The organism is Labrys sp. E2SS-1L, assembly GCF_057073705.1.
In genome coordinates, this window is the sequence record NZ_CP172713.1 from 856,008 (window position 1) to 874,717 (window position 18,710).

General features: G+C 63.4%; 16 protein-coding genes. 8 read left to right on the forward strand and 8 right to left on the reverse strand.

Going from position 1 to position 18,710, the window contains the following annotated elements; genetic code table 11:
• Positions 1-36: 36 nt before the first annotated feature.
• Positions 37-2,730 (reverse strand): phosphoenolpyruvate carboxylase, encoded by a 2,694-nt coding sequence (locus tag ACIGJE_RS29595; RefSeq protein ID WP_483680360.1) that lies wholly within the window; start codon positions 2,728-2,730, stop codon positions 37-39.
• Positions 2,731-3,179: 449 nt separating this feature from the next.
• Positions 3,180-5,387, reverse strand: a complete 2,208-nt coding sequence (katG, locus tag ACIGJE_RS29600) for a catalase/peroxidase HPI (protein ID WP_483680362.1) — start codon at positions 5,385-5,387, stop codon at positions 3,180-3,182.
• Positions 5,388-5,711: 324 nt separating this feature from the next.
• Between katG and ACIGJE_RS29605 the strand changes: the two genes are divergently transcribed.
• Entirely contained in the window at positions 5,712-6,671 is a 960-nt protein-coding gene (locus tag ACIGJE_RS29605; RefSeq protein WP_311944034.1) for a hydrogen peroxide-inducible genes activator, read from the forward strand.
• A gap of 42 nt (positions 6,672-6,713) precedes the next feature.
• Here ACIGJE_RS29605 and ACIGJE_RS29610 read toward each other — a convergent pair whose 3' ends face one another.
• On the reverse strand, positions 6,714-7,880 hold the full coding sequence (locus tag ACIGJE_RS29610) for an aminotransferase class V-fold PLP-dependent enzyme (protein WP_311944033.1): 1,167 nt from the start codon (positions 7,878-7,880) through the stop codon (positions 6,714-6,716).
• Between the two features lie 300 nt (positions 7,881-8,180).
• The gene (locus ACIGJE_RS29615; RefSeq protein WP_367625991.1) at positions 8,181-8,555 is read right to left on the reverse strand and encodes an SPW repeat domain-containing protein; all 375 of its coding nucleotides are present in this window, start codon (positions 8,553-8,555) and stop codon (positions 8,181-8,183) included.
• Between ACIGJE_RS29615 and ACIGJE_RS29620 the strand changes: the two genes are divergently transcribed.
• A complete protein-coding gene (locus tag ACIGJE_RS29620) occupies positions 8,536-8,814 on the forward strand; it encodes a hypothetical protein (protein WP_483680364.1) in 279 nt (92 codons plus the stop codon). The two genes, ACIGJE_RS29615 and ACIGJE_RS29620, sit on opposite strands and share 20 nt — an antisense overlap.
• Before the next feature lie 138 nt (positions 8,815-8,952).
• Positions 8,953-9,336 carry a PaaI family thioesterase gene (locus ACIGJE_RS29625; protein ID WP_483681203.1) on the forward strand — a complete coding sequence of 128 codons (384 nt, stop codon included), beginning with the start codon at positions 8,953-8,955 and terminating at the stop codon, positions 9,334-9,336.
• A gap of 110 nt (positions 9,337-9,446) precedes the next feature.
• On the opposite strand, the gene ACIGJE_RS29630 is transcribed toward ACIGJE_RS29625, so the two are convergent.
• The 4 genes from ACIGJE_RS29630 to ACIGJE_RS29645 all read right to left on the reverse strand — a co-directional run bounded on the left by ACIGJE_RS29630 (position 9,447) and on the right by ACIGJE_RS29645 (position 12,801).
• Positions 9,447-9,845, reverse strand: a complete 399-nt coding sequence (locus ACIGJE_RS29630; protein ID WP_311944028.1) for a PAS domain S-box protein — start codon at positions 9,843-9,845, stop codon at positions 9,447-9,449.
• Positions 9,846-9,945: 100 nt separating this feature from the next.
• Complete coding sequence (locus ACIGJE_RS29635) at positions 9,946-10,749, reverse strand: CDP-diacylglycerol diphosphatase (protein WP_483680366.1); 804 nt, start codon at positions 10,747-10,749, stop codon at positions 9,946-9,948.
• Between the two features lie 97 nt (positions 10,750-10,846).
• On the reverse strand, positions 10,847-11,839 hold the full coding sequence (locus ACIGJE_RS29640) for an alpha/beta hydrolase (protein ID WP_483680368.1): 993 nt from the start codon (positions 11,837-11,839) through the stop codon (positions 10,847-10,849).
• A gap of 14 nt (positions 11,840-11,853) precedes the next feature.
• A complete protein-coding gene (locus ACIGJE_RS29645) occupies positions 11,854-12,801 on the reverse strand; it encodes an MBL fold metallo-hydrolase (protein WP_311944022.1) in 948 nt (315 codons plus the stop codon).
• 90 nt (positions 12,802-12,891) lie between these two features.
• On the opposite strand from ACIGJE_RS29645, the gene ACIGJE_RS29650 reads away from it, so the two are divergent.
• From ACIGJE_RS29650 to ACIGJE_RS29670, 5 genes are all read left to right on the forward strand, one after another.
• Positions 12,892-13,908, forward strand: coding sequence for a LysR substrate-binding domain-containing protein (locus tag ACIGJE_RS29650; RefSeq protein WP_311944021.1), 1,017 nt, complete (start codon positions 12,892-12,894; stop codon positions 13,906-13,908).
• A complete protein-coding gene (locus ACIGJE_RS29655) occupies positions 13,905-14,534 on the forward strand; it encodes an SCO family protein (protein WP_311944020.1) in 630 nt (209 codons plus the stop codon). The genes ACIGJE_RS29650 and ACIGJE_RS29655 overlap by 4 nt, the downstream gene beginning before the upstream one ends.
• A gap of 20 nt (positions 14,535-14,554) precedes the next feature.
• Positions 14,555-15,004 carry a DUF411 domain-containing protein gene (locus ACIGJE_RS29660; protein ID WP_483680371.1) on the forward strand — a complete coding sequence of 150 codons (450 nt, stop codon included), beginning with the start codon at positions 14,555-14,557 and terminating at the stop codon, positions 15,002-15,004.
• Positions 15,005-15,423: 419 nt separating this feature from the next.
• A complete protein-coding gene (locus tag ACIGJE_RS29665; protein WP_311944017.1) occupies positions 15,424-17,370 on the forward strand; it encodes a PrkA family serine protein kinase in 1,947 nt (648 codons plus the stop codon).
• 21 nt (positions 17,371-17,391) lie between these two features.
• Positions 17,392-18,699 carry a YeaH/YhbH family protein gene (locus ACIGJE_RS29670; protein WP_367626001.1) on the forward strand — a complete coding sequence of 436 codons (1,308 nt, stop codon included), beginning with the start codon at positions 17,392-17,394 and terminating at the stop codon, positions 18,697-18,699.
• The last annotated feature ends 11 nt before the right edge of the window (positions 18,700-18,710 follow it).

An 18,710-nucleotide genomic window follows, 5' to 3' on the forward strand; every position in this document is an offset into this window, starting at 1 on the left:
CCCTTATGGCGCCCGGAGGCGCTGATATGACCATCGTCAGCCGGTCCAACCGAGCCCGGCCGAGATGCAGTTGATCGAAAGCAGCAGGGCATTGACCGCTCGCTTGGGGCTGGCGGACTTGCCGTCCTGGGCGCGGACTTCACGCAGGAGCTGGACCTGCAGGCGGTGGATCGCATCCATCTGCGGGCGGGTCTGGTCGAAATGGCGCTTGAAGGAGGGAAACCGCTCCGAAAGGGCCAGTCCGCCATTGACCTCGGCGATCATCTTGCGAGTCAGCTCATATTCGGCCGCGATCTTGCGGTAGATGCGCTCGCCAACCTCGCCGTCCTGCACCAGCGAGGCATAGAGACGCCCGATCTCCATGTCGGTCTGGTAGAGCCCCTTGTCGACCTCGTCGACGACGAGGCGAAAGAAGCGCGAGCGTTCGAACATCTGGCGCAGCAGATCGAGCCCCGCCTCGCCGCGGACGCCGACGAAGGAGTTGAGCGCGCTGCCGATGCCATACCAATTGGTGATCAGGTGCCGGTTCTGGCTCCAGGCGAAGACCCAGGGGATGGCGCGCAGGTCGGCAATGTCACGGGCGCCGAAACGCCGGGCCGGGCGCGAGCCGATCTTGAGCAGCGACAATTCCTCGACCGGGCTCGCCTGGTTGAAATAATCGATGAAACCCGGCTCGCGGATCAGGCCGGAATAGGTTGCCTGCGACATGCCGGTCAGCGCTTCCAGCGCCTCGTTGAACTCGGGATTGTCCTTGAGCTGGCTCTCGTTGCGCGACTTGACCGAATGGGCGAACACGCTCGCGGCCAGGATCTCGAGCTGGTAGAGGCCGGTGCCGCGATTGGCGAATTTCGACGATACCACTTCGCCCTGCTCGGTGACGCGCATCACGCCGTCGATGGTGCCGGCCGGCTGGGCCGCGATGGCCCGGCCGGTCGGCGCCCCGCCGCGGCTGACCGAACCGCCGCGGCCATGGAAGAAGCTGATCTTGACCTTGCGCTTGAGGCCGAGGGCAGTGATGCGCCGCTGCGCCTTGCTCAGCTCCCAATTGGATGCAAGGAAGCCGCCATCCTTGTTCGAGTCGGAATAGCCGAGCATTACTTCCTGGCGGTTGGCGAATTCGCGCACCGATCGGCGCACGATGGAAAGGCCCAGCAGCTGGTCGAGAATGTCGGGGGCGGCCCGCAGGTCCGCGATGGTCTCGAACAGCGGCACCACCCGCAGATTGATGGTGCCGCTACCGTCGGCGGCCGTGGCTAGACCGCTATATTGCGCCAGCAGATAGACGGCGAGCAGGTCGTCACAGGAGCGCGTCATCGACAGGATGAAGGCGCCGATCGCGCCTGCACCCGGATCGGCAGAAGCCTCGCGGATGACGTCGAAGAGGTCGAGCAATTCCCGGGCTTCGTCGGACAAGGTTGCCCGGTCAAAAACCGGTCTCCGGCCCGATTGCAGTTCGGACCGCAGGCGCGCGCTCCATGGGCCGGTTTCCGGCTGCGGAGAGTCGCCTCCCGGGATCTGGCCGAACAGCTCGGCCAGCACGCGATTGACCACGGTGGAATTCTGCCGGATGTCGAGCGAGACTGTGCGGAAGCCGAAACTCTCGACCTGCTGGCGCAGGGGACGAATGAGGCGCCGTGCCGTCAGGGAGCCGCCAAGCCGGACGAGGACGTTTTCCAGCTCGCTGAGATCGGCGTTGAAGGTGTCCGCGCGGACATAGGGCTCTGCCATGGACTCGCTGCGCATGGCGCGCAGGCGCTCCAACATGCCCGCCGCGAACTGACGCAGCGGCTCTCCCGGGTTGCGGGCCATGACGGCCGATGCGGCACCCGTCGAGCGCAGGAGGCGCTCGAGGGCCTTGCCGAAATCCTCGGGAATGTCGACGACGTTGGCGCTGACGCTGAGCAAGGCCACCAGACGGCGCACCTGCTGAATGTACCAGCCGATGATGGCCTGGCGGCAGGCATCCAGCGCATAGGCCGTGGTCTTGGCCGTGACATTGGGGTTGCCGTCGCGATCGCCGCCGATCCAGGAGGCGAAATGCAGGAAGGACGGCACCTTGAGGTCATATTCCGGATAGTGGCGTGCCAGCGCCTCCTGGGCCGTCTCGTAGATCCGGGGTGTCGCCTCGAAGATGACCTCGCGGAAGAAGTGGAGGCCCCAGGCGATTTCGCGCTCGACCGAGGGGCGTTCGAGGCGCAATTCGCCGGACATCCACAACAGCTCGATCTCGCTCGCGAGATCGTTGACATGCTGCTCGCGCTCGCGCGGCGCCCAGCGATGCTGCTCCAGTTCGGTGAGCTTGCGATAGATGCGGCGGTGGATCTCGAGAACGGTGACGCGCTTGGCTTCGGTCGGATGGGCCGTCATCGTCGGCCCGACCCACAATTGATCGAGCGCGGCCTGCACTTCCTCGGCCGGATAGCCGGCGGAGGCGATCTCCCCCATCACATTGGAAAAGGAGCCGACGATCTCGTCGGCGCCGCCGACCTGCTCGAGCTCACGCCGGGCGCGCATGGCCAATAGCTCGTTGGCGATGGTGACCAGCTGGAACCAGATCCCGGTCGCCTGCAGGGCGCAGATGCGTTGCTTCTTGTCGAGCGTATCCAGCGGTTCGGTGCCGGCCAGCACCGCAGCCAGAGATGGCTCGCGTTCGCTCACGACGGATAGCAGCAGCCTGAACAGCAGGCTGCGTACATCCTCGCGGAAACTGAGTGGCCTGCTCTCGTCCAAGGCGTCCCCCGTTCGCTGGAGCAAAGCGCGTTCGAGTGTGACCGCTTGTTTGCTCTCGCTCTTTGTTTCGACGCGCCTTTGCGATTCGAGGTGACACCATCTCATCGCAAAACGCTCTAGCCACGATCCCGCAGGCGGCCCGATACCGGCCTTTCGCCTGTTCCCCCGAATGCTTGGTTCTGGGGATTTTTGGTTGGCTTAGCAGACCGCGTTTTGCCCCGGTTGGAAACGCCCGGACGGGTAGAAATCCTGCTCGTTCGGGTGGTGGAAAGACTGGCCGCCCGGATGACACCGATTGCCCTGCCGAGCAATGACGGGCCGTCGCCTCCGTCCGGACGTGCAGGCGAAGGATGTACGGCGAGCCCGCAAAAGAAAACGGGGGCGGCCAAGGCCGCCCCCGCATGATTGAAACCACCGATATAGGCAGTTTCGAACGCTTTACCCGAAGATCAGACGAGATCGAAGCGATCGGCGTTCATGACCTTGGCCCAGGCGGCGACGAAGTCGGCGACGAACTGGGCCTTGGCATCGTCGCTGGCATAGACCTCGGCCAGCGCCCGCAGCTGGGAGTTGGAGCCGAACACCAGGTCGGCGCGGGTGCCGGTCCACTTCACCTCGCCCGTGGCGCGGTCGCGACCCTCGAACACGTCCTCGGCCGCCGAGGTCGCCTTCCAGGCCGTGCCCATGTCGAGCAGGTTGACGAAGAAGTCGGTGGTCAACGCGCCCGGCCGGTCGGTCAGCACGCCGTGCTGGCTGCCGCCGGCATTGGCGCCGAGCACCCGAAGGCCGCCGACCAGCACCGTCAGTTCCGGCGCCGTCAGGCCCAGGAGCTGGGCCCTGTCGACCAGCAGTCCCTCGGCCGGCACGCTGTAGGTCGTCTTCAGATAGTTGCGGAAGCCGTCCGCCACCGGCTCGAGCACGGCAAAGGATTCCACATCCGTCTGCTCCTGGCTCGCATCGGTGCGGCCCGGCGCGAAGGGCACCGCCACGTCCTGCCCGGCCTGCCTGGCCGCCTGCTCGACCGCGGCATTGCCGCCCAGCACGATCAGATCGGCCAGCGAGACCTTCCTGCCATCGGCCTGCGCCGCGTTGAAGCCCTGCTGGATCTCCTCCAGCACACCGAGCACCTTGGCCAGCTGCGCCGGCTGGTTGACCTCCCAGTCCTTCTGCGGCGCCAGGCGGATGCGCGCACCATTGGCCCCGCCCCTTTTGTCGGAGCCGCGGAAGGTCGAGGCCGAAGCCCAGGCGGTGGAGACCAGCTCGGCGGTCGACAGGCCCGAGGCCAGGATCCTGGCCTTGAGATCGGCCGCGTCCTTGTCGTCGATCAGGCCATGGTCGACGACCGGCAGCGGATCCTGCCAGATCAGCTCCTCGGCCGGAACCTCCGGGCCGAGATAGCGGGCGCGCGGGCCCATGTCGCGATGGGTCAGCTTGAACCAGGCCCGGGCGAAGGCATCGGCGAAGGCTTCCGGGTTCTCGAAGAAATGCCGGGAGATCTTCTCATAGGCCGGGTCGAAGCGCAGCGCCAGGTCCGTGGTCAGCATCGAGGGGGCATGGCGCTTGGAGCGGTCATGCGCATCCGGCACCGAGCCGGCGCCCGCCCCATGCTTGGGCTGCCACTGATGGGCACCCGCCGGGCTCTTGGTCAGCTCCCAGTCATAGCCGAACAGGTTCCAGAAGAAGTTGTTGCTCCATTTGGTCGGCGTCGAGGTCCAGGTCACCTCGAGCCCCGAGCCGATGGTGTCGCCCCCCTTGCCGCTGCCGAACTGGTTGTGCCAGCCAAGGCCCTGCAGCTCGATGCCGGAGGCCTCCGGCTCCGGCCCGACATTGGCGGCATCGCCGGCACCATGGGTCTTGCCGAAGGTGTGGCCGCCGGCAATCAGCGCCACCGTCTCCTCGTCGTTCATCGCCATGCGGGCGAAGGTCTCGCGGATGTCGCGCGCCGCCGCCAGGGGATCGGGATTGCCGTTGGGGCCTTCCGGATTGACATAGATCAGGCCCATCTGCACGGCGGCCAGCGGGTTCTCCAGATTGCGGTCGCCGCTGTAGCGCTTGTCGTCGAGCCAGACGTTCTCGCTGCCCCAGTAGACGTCCTCTTCGGGCTCCCACACATCCTCGCGGCCGCCGGCAAAGCCGAAGGTCTTGAAGCCCATCGATTCCAGGGCGCAATTGCCGGTCAGGATCATCAAATCGGCCCAGGAGATCGCGTTGCCGTATTTGCGCTTGATCGGCCAGAGCAGGCGGCGGGCCTTGTCGAGATTGACGTTGTCGGGCCAGGAATTGAGCGGAGCGAAGCGCTGCTGGCCCGCACCCGCGCCGCCACGCCCGTCGCCGGTGCGGTAGGTGCCGGCGCTGTGCCAGGCCATGCGGATGAACAGCGGGCCGTAATGGCCGAAATCGGCCGGCCACCATTCCTGCGAATCCGTCATCAGCGCCAACAGGTCCTGCTTCAGCGCCGCCAGGTCCAGCTTCTTGAATTCCTGCGCATAGTCGAACGCCTTGCCCATCGGATTGGACAGGCTCGAATGCTGGTGCAGGATCTTCAGGTTCAGCTGGTTCGGCCACCAGTCACGGTTCGAACGAACCTCAAAGCCGGGACGCGCCCCATGCGCTACCGGGCACTTGCCGGTGTTCGGCGTATCGCTTCCGTCCATCATTGCCTCCAATGGTTCTTGTGATGAAATTTGCCTGGCCGGGCACTATCGCGTCTGAGAACAACACGCGCGTGTCACGGCCACCGGGACGAATGGCACACGGGGCGCGGCATGGTTTCATGCCAGCCGCTCACCGCAATGGAACACCTTGCAAACGACATTAATCGCGGCCACCCGGATTCTGTGCGCCCTCAAGGCGGCATTGGCGGGGTCACATGTGGGATTCGAGTCGCCTTCGACTCGCATCACCATCCCCGTTTAGAGCTTTACTAGAGTCCGGCCATCAGTTTAAGTCAGCTTTTCCGATTGTCGCGATAAGGCTAGGTTATGAAAAATCTGACGTTGCGGCAGCTGCGCTATGTCGAGGCTCTGGTGCGGCACAGCCATTTCGGCCGGGCGGCAGATGCGTGCGCGATTTCCCAGCCGGCCCTGTCGATGCAGATCAAGGAGCTGGAGGAAGGCTTGGGCCTGGCGCTGTTCGAAAGAGGTGCGCGCCAGATCAGGCTCACGAGTTTCGGCACCGAGTTCGCCACGCGGGCCCGCGACATTCTGCGCGCCGTCGAGGCGCTGGGAGACCTGGCCCAGGCCTGGCAGGACCAGTTGGTCGGGCCGCTGCGCATCGGGGTCATCCCGACCGTCGCCCCCTATCTGCTGCCGACCCTCGTCTCCAATCTCGCCCGCTCGCATGAAGGCCTGGATATCCATGTGCGCGAAACCGTGACCCCCAGGCTGATCCAGGAACTCATCGACGGGCGTCTCGATACGGCCATCGTCGCCCTGCCGGTATCGGAACCTTCCTTCAACGAGGTCGCGCTGTTCACCGAAAGCTTCGTGCTGGTGCGCCCGAGCGAGGACGAGGGAAAGCCCGTGCCGGACCGGGAGATGCTCAGCGAAATGCGGCTGCTCCTGCTCGAGGAGGGTCATTGCTTCCGCGATCAGGCCCTGGCCTTCTGCAATGCCCCGTCCCTGCGGACACGCGAATTGCTGGACGGCAGTTCCCTCTCGACGCTCGTCCAGATGGTCGGCGCAGGCATCGGGGTCACTCTGATCCCTGAAATGGCCGTGCCGATGGAAACGCGCTCGGCACAGGTCTCCATCACCCGCTTTGCAAACCCCCAGCCCTCGCGCACCATCGGCATGATCTGGCGCAAGACAAGTCCTCTGGTCAAACAACTGCTCGAGATCTCGAAAGTGGTGCGGGATGCGGCCGATCTCTTGAAACTGCGCCACGACCAGAACACGTCTGATCTGCAGCGCCGGCCCGCCGCTCTTCACCAGCCTTCGTGATCCCTTCGGGGGACAGGGCCGGCAATACGCTCCGCTTCGCAGCTACCTGATGTTGGCGGTACCCACGACCTCTCCCAGAGCCCGTTCGAGACTGCCCACGGTGCGGTCGATATCGGCGAGCTTGTCGAGGCCGAAAAGGCCGATACGGAAGGTCTGGAAGTCGGCAGGCTCGTCGCACATGAGCGGAACGCCCGCAGCCGCCTGCACGCCGACGGCAACGAACTTGGCACCGGACTTGATGCCGGGATCGTCTGTATAGCAGACGACGACCCCGGGGGCTCCGAAGCCCGGCGCGGCAACGCTGGCAAAACCCCGCTGGGCGAAGAGCTGGCGCACGCGAGCCCCGAGCTCGAGCTGTGCCGCCTTCACCTTCTCGAAGCCCCTCGCCTCGGTTTCCAGCACGGCGTCGCGGAACCCGCGCAGGGCATCGGTCGGCAAGGTGGCATGATAGGCATGGCCGCCCTTCTCATAGGCCTCCATGATCTCGAGCCACTTCTTCAGGTCGCAGGCAAAGGAGGAACTGGTCGTGGCCTTTACCTCGGCTTTCGCGGCTTCGCTCAGCATGACGATGCCGCTGCAGGGCGAAGCGCTCCATCCCTTCTGCGGCGCCGAGATCAGCACGTCGACGCCGACTTCCTTCATGTCGACCCAGACGCAGCCCGAAGCGATGCAGTCGAGGACGAAGAGCGCGCCGACCTTGTGCGCCGCATCGGCGATTGCCTTCATGTATCCGTCCGGCAGCATGATGCCGGAGGCGGTCTCCACATGCGGCGCGAAGACGACATTCGGGCGCTCCGCTTCGATGGTGGCCACGGCCTCCTCGATCGGCACGGGCTGGAAGGGCAGCTGGCGCACGCCCGATTCCGATTGCGTCTGGCGCGCCTTCAGCACGATGCTCTCGGCGGGAATGGCGCCCATCTCGAATATCTGCGTCCAGCGATAGGAGAACCAGCCATTGCGGATGACCAGCACCTTCTTGCCCTGGGCGAGCTGACGCGCCACCGCCTCCATCGCATAGGTGCCGCCGCCGGGCACCAGGGCCACGCCGCCGGCCTCTTCCGCCTTGTAGACGCGGCGCAAGGTTTGCGAGATGTCCCGCATGACGCCCTGGAAGACCTGCGACATGTGGTTGAGCGCGCGATCGGTAAAGACCACCGAATATTCGAGGAGACCTTCGGGGTCCACATTCGGCAACAAGGCAGTCATCATCTCTTCCCTTCTGGCGCGACTCGCATTCGAAAGCCGAGACACTACAGCAATTGAACCCGCCGCCAAGCGTGCTCGAACTGGCGGCTCGCGGGCTTTCACCAAGCACGGCGCGTCTCTTCCGGCATCGACCTCACGCCCGACTCTTCAGTCTCCATGGAACAAGGACAGAGCCGGCCTTGGCGCCATACAGCGCTCTCTTCGACTTGTTGGATAGGGATCAGATCAGGTTCGGCTTCTGACTGCCTGACAAGCAGGCCAGGCCTGGCGAGAGGCCTGGCCATATCTGTCCGGTCGCGCAAACTACGCCGACATGTCGCGATTGCGGTCCTGCCAGAGTTCCAGGATCGCCAGGATCGCCACCAGCGCGCCAAGCACGATGTGCCAGTTGCGCAGCGGTGGATCATAGGCGAACACGAATGGCTGGATTGCCAGCCACAGGCCGCAGGCGAGCGCCAGGATTTCCTCCCAACGTCGCAGGAATACCACCTCCAGGCTGGCCAGCACCACGACGGCCGCGCCGACCAGGGCCGTGACCAGCATCACGGTCGGCGTTTCGGTGGTGCCGAGCCATAGCGGAGAGATGATGATTGCGGCGCCGAGGATCATCGAGGCGATGTCCTCCCAGCGTCGGTGCTGCAAGAGCCCCAAGGGCCCCATGACTTTGAACGTTGCCATAACGCGCCTCCTCTCAGGCTACGATGAGCTTGGCTCAAACGCCCTTGAGGACCACCGTGCGTTGCTTGAGAACATCCTCAGCCGGGCGTTCTTCGCACTGTCTGCATTATCTCAAGAAAACCTAGTGATTACAATGCGTCTTATTATGCTGAGCAGTTCATTCGACGTAGAGCGCAAGACGTTTGCCGATCGGGACTTGCGATCGGCCGGAGCCAGTCTTCATCGCATGATTTCCATCCGGGCATCGCTGGCTTATTAGCCAGTGTGCCGAAGTGTCGGCGTCGTGCGTCACGGATGACGCTGCATTGATTATCTTCCAAATGGAGGTCCTGTGACGGAACCGGACATTGCGCGGGTCGAGGCCCGCATTCGGGCCAGCTTTGCAAAGCAGGGCCTCATGCGCACGCTCGGGGCAACCCTCACCGCAGTTTTGCCAGGACAAGTGGAGATATCTCTCGTCCCGAGAAGCGAAGTGTCGCAACAGCACGGCTTCGTCCATGCCGGAGCCGTGAGCGCCATTGCCGACAGTGCGGCGGGGTATGCCGCTCTCAGCCTGATGCCGCCCGACCGGGGCGTCCTGACGGCGGAATTCAAGATCAATCTCCTGGCCCCGGCAGCGGGCGAGCATATCACGGCGCGCGGCAAGGTGATCAAGGCCGGGCGCACGCTGACGCTCGCCCAGGCCGAGGTCTTTGCCGAGCGCGACGGCAAGGAGCGGCTGATCGCCCTGTTGACCGCGACGCTCATGGCCATCGAAGGCAAGGATGGTATTGTCGATTGAACGCACTCCCTAGAGCAAAACGCGTTCAAGCGTGAACGCTTGTTTACTCTAACTCTTTGGTTCGGCGCGTCTTTGCGATTCTTGCCGATTCCGTCAAATCGCAAAACGCCTTAGCGGATCGCGCCAGCCCGTTCCCGCTCGACCTTCTCGGTGACGTCACGCGCCACGGCGACGGAACCGAGGATGCCCTGGTCGGTCTCGACCAGGGCAAAACTCATTTCGACATAGAGCTTGCGCCCCGTCTTGTGCAGCGCCCTCGTCAGGGTCGGCTTGCCATTCAACTTCAATCGTCCGGTCTCGATCGCCGCATCGAACCCCGACCAATGCGCGTTCCGGAGATGCGGCGGAATGATGAGATCGAGCGATTGGCCGATCGCTTCATCCCGCTCGAAGCCGAACAGCAGGCTCGCTCCCCTGTTCCACAGCGCAATCTTGCCGTCGACAGTCGCAAAGATCAGCGCTTCCGCCATCTGCTCCACGATTGCCCTCGCGATCGTCTCATCGATCATGGCGCCCTCCCCGTGCAGCCGCATTGCTCGGCCTCATCGCGAGACCGCGCTGCTGCGTGGCCGTCAGCGTAGCAGCCTCCAGGCTCCGGTCCCAGCCAGTCTATTGCGACTGCCTGGCCAATTGGCAGGTCGGATCGATCAGGTCCTCGCCATGAGCCGGTGAGCCATCCTCCCGGCGTCGGCTGAGGATATAGAAGCCCTTGCTCTCGTCCCCGAAGACCGCGCCGACCACGACGACGGTCTGAAGACCCATCGCGGCCCTGGCTCCGGGAATGTCGTCGGCGATCTTTCGGAACGGGTCGAAGCCGGAGAGGCTGTCCTGCCTCAGCTTTAATGCGAGATAGGGACGATCGGAGGTCGGCAGCCCGAGGGGCGACCAGCCTTCTGAAAGCTTCGCTTCGCTGTTTTTCAGCGCATTGCGAATGTCCGGCCTGACGCAGCCGACATGGATATGAAGCTGGTTCTGGGATCGGTCCTTTGCCGAGTTCACGGCCAGCGCAACCATGTTCCAATCCAGGTTGCGCTTGAGGATCGCGCCGAGATGGAAGCGCGCGGCCCAGGCATGCTCGAAATAGTTCTCCGCATCCGGCGCCAGCAGGGCCTCGTCCTCGATGCCGGTTATGCGTTTCGTCGGGATGAGCAGGTAATTATAGGGTTTTGTCGGGGCATTGTCCTTGAGGATGGCAAACCCGTGATCGACACCCTTGCCGAGGTCGACCTCGATGCAATGCCGGCGCTCGGCCTGCTGCTGTTGTTCCGGCACGCATTGCCCGTCGACGATCTTCCACAGGGCATCGGGATCGAGAAAGCGTGCGAGGAAGAAAAACAAGGCGAGCCCGGCGAGTACGGCGGCGATGGCGAGAGCCATCGCGGTCCTGCGCCAACCGATCGCGCGTGTCCTCATGCTTTCCTCTCCTTGGCTCCATCGATATCGAGGGTCCGCGCCGTAACCCAGAGCCATCAAAGCTCGGCATGCGCGAGCCCGCCTGCTATCGAGCCACCTAGTCGCCCCGCGTGAAGCCTTCATTAAGGAAGCCGATTACCGTATCGAAAGCCTGCGCCCGGTTCTTCTCCATGAGCACCATGTGCGTTGCTTGCCCGATCTCGACGAACCGCTTGTAGGGCACTTTGGTAAGGCGAGTGAACAGATCGTGTGCCATGTCGAACCGGACATCGATATCCCATTCACCGCCGACCAGGAGCACCGGACAGCGTATGCCGGCCGGATCATAGAGCGGCCTGCCAGAGGTCCAATGCTCGCGCACATCCTGCACGGCACCGGAAGGGGCCCTGATCGTGCCCGGCACGGGCGAATCCGCATCGGTCGTCAGGGTCGCCTTCTCCCAGGCCTCGAACCAGCCCTTGGGAATCAGGGTCGCCCTCGCCTCTTCGGGCGCCGGCGCTTGCCACCCTGCCTCGAAGGCCCGCGGGCTCACCAGGCGGTAGGCTCCCAGCGGCCCGCCCGCATCGATGCGCAACGGCCTTTCCGAGAGCCAGAGGGGCGTCACCAGCACCAATTTCTCGACAGGCGCTTCGGGCCGGCTGGCAAGGATGCCGGCAATTGTCGCGCCCCAGGACATGCCGAGCACACCGAGCCGAGCGATGCCACGCTCGCGGCGGATGAAGTCGACCGCCGCGGCAAGATCCCGCGCCGCGGTAAGGGCCGGCGTCAGCGGAACACCGCCTTCGGGCGGCTCCTCCATCTCGATCATGCGCGTGGAGCCGCCATAGCCCCGCGCATCCACAGCCCAGACATCGTAGCCCGCACGCGCCAGCACATCCATGAACGAGCCCTCGCCGACTGGCACGTCGAACAGACTCGCCGAGGAGAAGGTTGCGCCATGCATCATCACCAGGGTCCTCTCGGGACAGAAGGCATTCATGCCGTCCGGCCGTTTGTTGAGGAGCTGCAGCTGGACGCCCGGCGTGTCACTCGCGATCAGCTGGGTCCGGGCAATGATGCGCGGCATCGACAGGGTGTCGGCTAAAGTCATGACGGGCTCCTTGTTCAGACGAATTGCCAGCTGAAGGTCTTGCCGTCGCGACGGACGCGGCCGGCGGAGGTCTCGGCGAAATGCGTGGTCAGCACCAGGGCACCGGTCTCGGCCGCATGGTTCAGTGCCCAAAGGCGCGACGCGGCGGCTGCCGGCGGGAACTCGCAATAGGCCGAGTTCCAGTCCGGCCTGGCAATCTGGAGGGGATGATGCAGCACATCGCCCCAGAACAGGGCGTATTCGCCTTCCGAACGAAAACCGATCGAGGTGTGATCGATGCTGTGGCCGGGACTGGGAAAGAAGAAGAAGCCTTCCTCCGCTTCCGAGCCGTCCACCGTGATTTCCCGGGTCAGTCCCGCCTCGATGATGGGATTCATGCTGTCTTCGAACACGCCAGGCAGCGGCAGGCGAGCCATGGCGCCCAGGTCCGCTTCGGCCCGGATCGCGGCGTCCGAGCCTGTCGCTGCCGCGAGCGCCGCATTATAGGCGCGCTCGCGGGCGGAAAAGACATGGCGGGCATTCGGAAAGGTTGGAACCCAGCGTCCTTCTACCCTGCGCGTATTCCATCCGACGTGATCAGCGTGAATATGGGTCAGCAGGACCAGGTCGACGTCATCAGGCCTGGCGCCCGCCGCCTTCAGCCGCTCTAGGAACGGCTCGTCGAGGTGATGCAGCACCGCCAGGCCGGGACGCTCCTTGTCGTTGCCGGAAGCCGTGTCGACGAGAATGACCCGATCCGGTGTCGTCACCAGCCAGGCGTGAACGCTCTGGCGCAACAGCCCCGTCTGTTCGTCGACCGATCCTCGTCCCAGTTTTCGTGCTTCCTCGGCTGCCGCGCCGGGATCACAATCGGGAAAGAGGAGAGCGGCATCGACCCCGTCGAGTGCCAATTCCGGAATCTTGGTGATGGTGGCTGCGCCGACCCGATAGGATCCGAGGGCTTGTTCCGTGTCCTGTTTCATATCCTGCTCCACATCTGCCGGCTCGAAGAACGGCATTGTCTGGTGCAGGATTTAGCGTTATCGAGATCATATTAGAAATCGATACGGCTCATGTCGCACATCAACCATTTCGATCTTCGTTCCTTCGATCTCAACCTCCTGGTGGCTTTCGACGCCTTGATGCAGGAGCGCAGCGTCACGCGTGCAGCGACCCGCCTCAAGGTTGGGCAGCCGGCGATGAGCCACAGCCTGTCGACCCTGCGCGTGCTGTTGCTGGACGAACTCTTCGTCCGCGTCGGCACCGTCATGCAGCCCACCGCCCATGCGCTTGCCCTGGCCGAGCCGGTTCGCCTGGCCCTGGCACAGATTCAAGCCGCACTCCACGCGCCCTCCACCTTCGACCCGGCGACGGAGGAACGTACATTCCGCCTCGGCTTCTCCAGCGAGGTGGAGCTGTTGCTGATACCCGGGCTCACGGCCCGCCTGCGCAGAGCCGCCCCCGGCGTGAGGCTGCTCAGCCGACAGGCGGGAAGCGACGAGGTTCATCGCCTGCTGGATGAAGGCACTCTGGATCTCGCCGTCGGCTGCTTCCAGGCCGTTGCCCAGCGCCACAAGGCGCAATTCCTGTTCGAGCAGGCCTTGAGCTGCGTCTTCAATCCTGGCCGGCTTGATATTGCCATGCCGATCGGCCTGGCCGACTATCTGGCGCTGCCACATGCGCTGGTCACACTGACCGACAGCCTGCAAGGTTGCCTTGAAGCCGCCCTCGATGCCATCGACGCCAAGCTCAACGTGGTGTCGGCATCGTCCGAATTTCTGAGTGTGCTGGCGACGGTGGCCGCCTCCCCGACGATCACGACGATACCGACGCGCATGGCACAGCTTTACGGGCCGCGCTTCGGCCTGGCGGCGGGGCCGGCTCCCCTCGACCTCGCGCTGCCGGCCGTCTCGATGGTCTGGTCGGCCCGTCTCGACCAGGATCCGGCTTCGTCCTGGTTCAGGACCGAAGTTGCCGATACGCTCCTTGCCTTCGAGGAAGCGGCCGAGAATCCACCAAAACAAACGAGGCGAACGGAATTGACATTGGAATTGGCAGGGCAAGGCCTGCGCAAGGAGCGGGCACGATGATAGGTCTGAAAATCGTCCGCATCGCCGCTTGGTGTGCCATCGCGGTCGCCGCGCTCCTGCTCGCGGCGAACGCCCTGTTGCCGGAGACATGGAAAGGCGCCGCCGGGCCGGCGACCGACAAACCCGTCATCGACATGGCCAGGGTCGGTGGTCCCTTCCGGCTGACCTCCCACAAGGGAGAGACGATCGACAATGCACGTCTTGCCGGCAAGCCCTATCTCGCCTTTTTCGGCTTCACCCATTGTCCAGACGTCTGTCCGACCACCCTGTCCGATCTCACCGATCTGATGAGCACCCTCGGCCCTGCCGCCAATGCTTTCAACGTCCTCTTCATCACTGTCGATCCCGAACGGGACAGCCAGGACCTGTTGGCGCAATACATGAGCTCGTTCGATGCGCGCATCCTCGCCTTGCGCGGCAGCAGGGCGGAAACCGACGCCATGGTGAAGGCCTTCGCCGCCTATGCCCGCAAGGTGCCGATGGAAGGCGGCGAGTACACCATGGATCATACCGCCGGCGTCTATGTGATGGATGCCGATGGCAAGTTTGCCAGTATGCTCGACATGCATGAGCCGCGTGAGACCAAGCTTCAGAAATTACATCGAATTATCGATACAAAGGCCTGAAGATGAAAATAAACTCAGTCGTGAAAGTCCTTCGCGGCCTTTCGGTTGCGACGCTGGTTTCCCTGCCCTGCCTTGCCCATGCGGCCGGCCCCGTCATCGAGATCCTCACCAATGAGGGGTGCAGTTGCTGCGTCGGCTGGGCCCGTCATCTGCAGGAGCAGGGCTATGCAACCGACGTCCGGCAACTCCCGTCGGACGAATTGCAGCGGCGCAAGCTGCAATTGGGCGTGGAGCAGAGCCTCGCCTCCTGCCATACCGGCCTGATCGGCGGCTACGTCATCGAAGGCCATGTTCCGGCCCGCGAGATCGCGCGCCTGCTCGCCGAACGTCCCGACGCGGTCGGGTTGGCGGTACCCGGCATGCCCATCGGTTCGCCCGGCATGGGTGAAGGCAGAGCTGATGCCGAGCCCTATGACGTCCTCTTGCTGCGTAAGGACGGCACCACCCAGGTCTTCGCTCGCTATCGCTGATCGTCCCTTCGAGAAAACACACATCAGGCGGCCTCGACGCCGGTCGCGTCGCTTTGCCGCGGCTTGCCAGCCATGCCATGCCCGCCTCCGCATCACGTGCCCTTCCGGGCTGCCGGCAGTGTATTTTGGCTGTGAACGGTGCGCACATGCACGGACGAATCAACGATGATGCGTTAGATTGGTCCTTGTTGATCAGCCGATTCATACTTGCGGCGAGGGCCACAAGCGTGAGGTGGCTGAGCGACGAACATTAATTTTTCGATCGCACTCTAGATAAAAATACTTATCGGCACCAGACTACCATAATCTGCCGCAATCTTAGCGGATGTTCTTTGTGAGTCACTCGGAACTCTACGGGTTTCCTGCAGTTGAGTGAGCAAGGGCGCAGTCAACCCGATCAGCCACCATGGGAGGCTGCCATGACTGAGAGAAGCGACGTTTTCGACCTGTTTGCGGAACATTATACCAGCGCGGCGCAGGAGGAGATGAGCCTCCAGCAATATTTGCTCGCATGCCGCGAGGACCAGTCGATGTACGCCTCCGCGGCCGAGCGGATGATTGACGCAATCGGCGAGCCGAGACTGGTCGATACCAGCAAGGACGAGCGCCTCGGGCGGATTTTCGCCAACCGCACGGTCAAGACCTATCCTGCCTTCGCCGATTTTTATGGCATGGAGGATACGATCGAGCGGCTCGTCGGCTATTTCCGCTATGCCTCCCAAGGCCTGGAAGAGCGCAAGCAGATCCTCTACCTCCTCGGTCCCGTCGGCGGTGGCAAGTCTTCCCTAGCGGAACGGCTGAAGAAGTTGATGGAAGAGCGCCCCATCTACACGCTCAAAGTGGGCGGTAAGATAAGCCCGGTTTTTGAGTCGCCGCTCGGCCTGTTCAATCCGGATCGGATGGGCGAGCTCCTGGAAGACAAATACGGCATCGCGCGGCGGCGCCTGAATGGCCTGATCTCCCCATGGGCGGCCAAGCGTCTCGATGAATTGTCCGGCGACATCTCCAAATTCAGTGTCGTCAAGCTGGTGCCCTCGCGGCTGCGCCAGATCGGCATCGCCAAGACCGAGCCTGGCGACGAAAACAACCAGGACGTTTCAGCCCTGGTCGGCAAGGTCGATATCCGCCAACTCGAACATTTCAGCCAGTCGGACCCGGACGCCTATTCCTACAGCGGCGGGCTCAACCGCACGACCCAGGGGCTGCTCGAATTCGTCGAGATGTTCAAGGCACCGATCAAGGTTTTGCATCCCCTGCTGACCGCCACCCAGGAAGGCAGCTATAATGGCACCGAAAATTTCGGCGCCTTCCCCTATCAAGGCATCGTCGTGGCCCATTCCAACGAGTCGGAGTGGCTGCAATTCAAGAGCAACAAGAACAACGAAGCCTTCCTCGACCGCATCCTGGTGGTCAAGGTGCCCTATTGCCTGCGCGTCACCGAGGAAAGGCAGATCTACGAAAAACTGCTGCGCGAAAGCGAACTGGCCAGCAGCCCCTGCGCGCCGGAGGTGCTCGATATCCTCAGCCGATTCTCGGTGTCGACCCGGCTGGCCGAGTTCGACAATTCGCCGCTCTACACCAAGATGCGCATCTATGACGGCGAGAATCTCAAGGAGCTGGATCCCAAGGCGAAGGCTGTCCAGGAATATCGCGATGCCGCCGGCGTCGATGAGGGCATGACCGGCGTCAGCACGCGCTTTGCCTTCAAGATCCTGTCGCAGACCTTCAACTACGATACCCAGGAACTGGCCGCCGATCCCGTGCACCTGATGTACATCCTGGAGGAGGCGATCAAGCGCGAGCAGTTCGCGAAGGAAACGGAAACCACCTATCTCGACTTCATCAAATCGGAGCTGGCCAGCCGCTACGCCGAGTTCATCGGGCACGAGATCCAGAAGGCCTATCTGGAATCCTACTCGGAATATGGCCAGAACCTGTTCGACCGCTACATCGCCTATGCCGATGCCTGGGTGGAGGATCAGGATTACAAAGATCCCGATACCGGCCAGGTCCTCAACCGCGAGGTGCTCGACAAGGAGCTGTCCCAGATCGAAAAACCGGCCGGCATCGCCAATCCCAAGGATTTTCGCAACGAGGTGGTTAAATTCACCCTGCGCGCCAGGGCCAGGAACAACGGCCGCAACCCGGCCTGGACCAGCTATGAGAAGCTGCGGGAAGTCATCGAGAAGCGGATGTTCGGCCAGGTCGAGGATCTCCTGCCGGTGATCAGCTTCGGCTCCAAGCAGGACAGCGTGACCGAGAAGCGGCATACGGAGTTCGTGCAGCGCATGGAGGCACGCGGCTACACCAAGCGGCAGGTGCGTCGGCTGGTGGATTGGTATATGCGTGTAAACAAGGCGGGTTGATCCCGGCCGGGTGGTGTTCCCATGCCAATCTTTATCGATCGCCGCCTCAATCCCAAGGACAAGAGCCTTGGCAATCGTCAGCGCTTCCTGCGTCGGGCGCGCGCCGAGCTGAAGCAGAGCATCCGCGACCAGATCAAGACGGGCAAGATCGCGGATGTGGATGCCAAGCATTCCGTCTCGATGCCGGTGCACGGCACGAGCGAGCCGACCTTCCGCGAGGCCAGGGACAGCGGCGGTCGCCATCACGTCCTACCCGGCAACAAGCAGTTTGCGCCGGGCGACAGGGTCTCCAAGCCCAATCAGGGAGCAGGGTCAGGCTCGGCTCCGGGCTTGACCGACTCGGAAGACGATTTCCGCTTCGTGCTGACCCGCGAGGAGGTGCTCGACCTCTTCTTCGAGGATCTCGAGCTGCCCGATATGGTCAAGCTCAACCTCAAGGAGATCCTGATCGTCAAGCCGCGGCGGGCGGGTTTTTCGGTGAGCGGCTCGCCGACCAATATCAATGTCGGGCGCACCATGCGCAACAGCCATGGCCGCCGCATTGCCCTCAAGCGCCCGAAACAGGAGGACCTGGACGCAATTCTCCGGGAATTGCAGGAGATCGATACCGGCGCGGCGGGTCCCGCAGTGAACCAGCGCATCGCCGAGCTGCGCGCGGAGATTGACCGGCTGGAACGCCGGCGCCGGGTGATCTCCTATATCGATCCGGTCGACATCCGCTTCAACCGCTTCGACGCACAGCCGCTGCCGAACGCCAATGCGGTGATGTTCTGTCTCATGGACGTGTCCGGTTCGATGGGGGAACGGGAAAAGGACCTGGCCAAGCGCTTCTTCGTCCTGCTGCATCTGTTTCTGAAGAGGCGCTACGAGCGCACCGACATCGTCTTCATTCGCCATACCCATGAGGCGCAGGAAGTCGACGAGGAGACCTTCTTCTACTCGACTCAGAGCGGCGGCACCGTGGTCTCGACCGCCCTGGAGGAGATGCAGCGCATCATCAAGGAGCGCTATCCTTCCAATGAATGGAACATCTATGCCGCCCAGGCTTCGGACGGCGACAACATCGCCACCGATTCCGGGCGTTGCATCGCGCTGCTCGATGGCGAGATCATGCGCCTGTGCCAGTATTTCGCCTATGTCGAGATCATCGACGAGCGCGAGAGTCATATCTTCGGCGGCACCGAGAACGGAACCTCGCTCTGGCAGGCCTATGCGGCCGTTACCGAGCGTTGGCCGAACTTCCAGATGAGCCGCATCGCCAAGGCTTCGGACATCTATCCGGTTTTTCGCCAGCTCTTCACCAGGCAGCCCGCCTCGCAGGGCGGGTGAAAGGAGCGCCG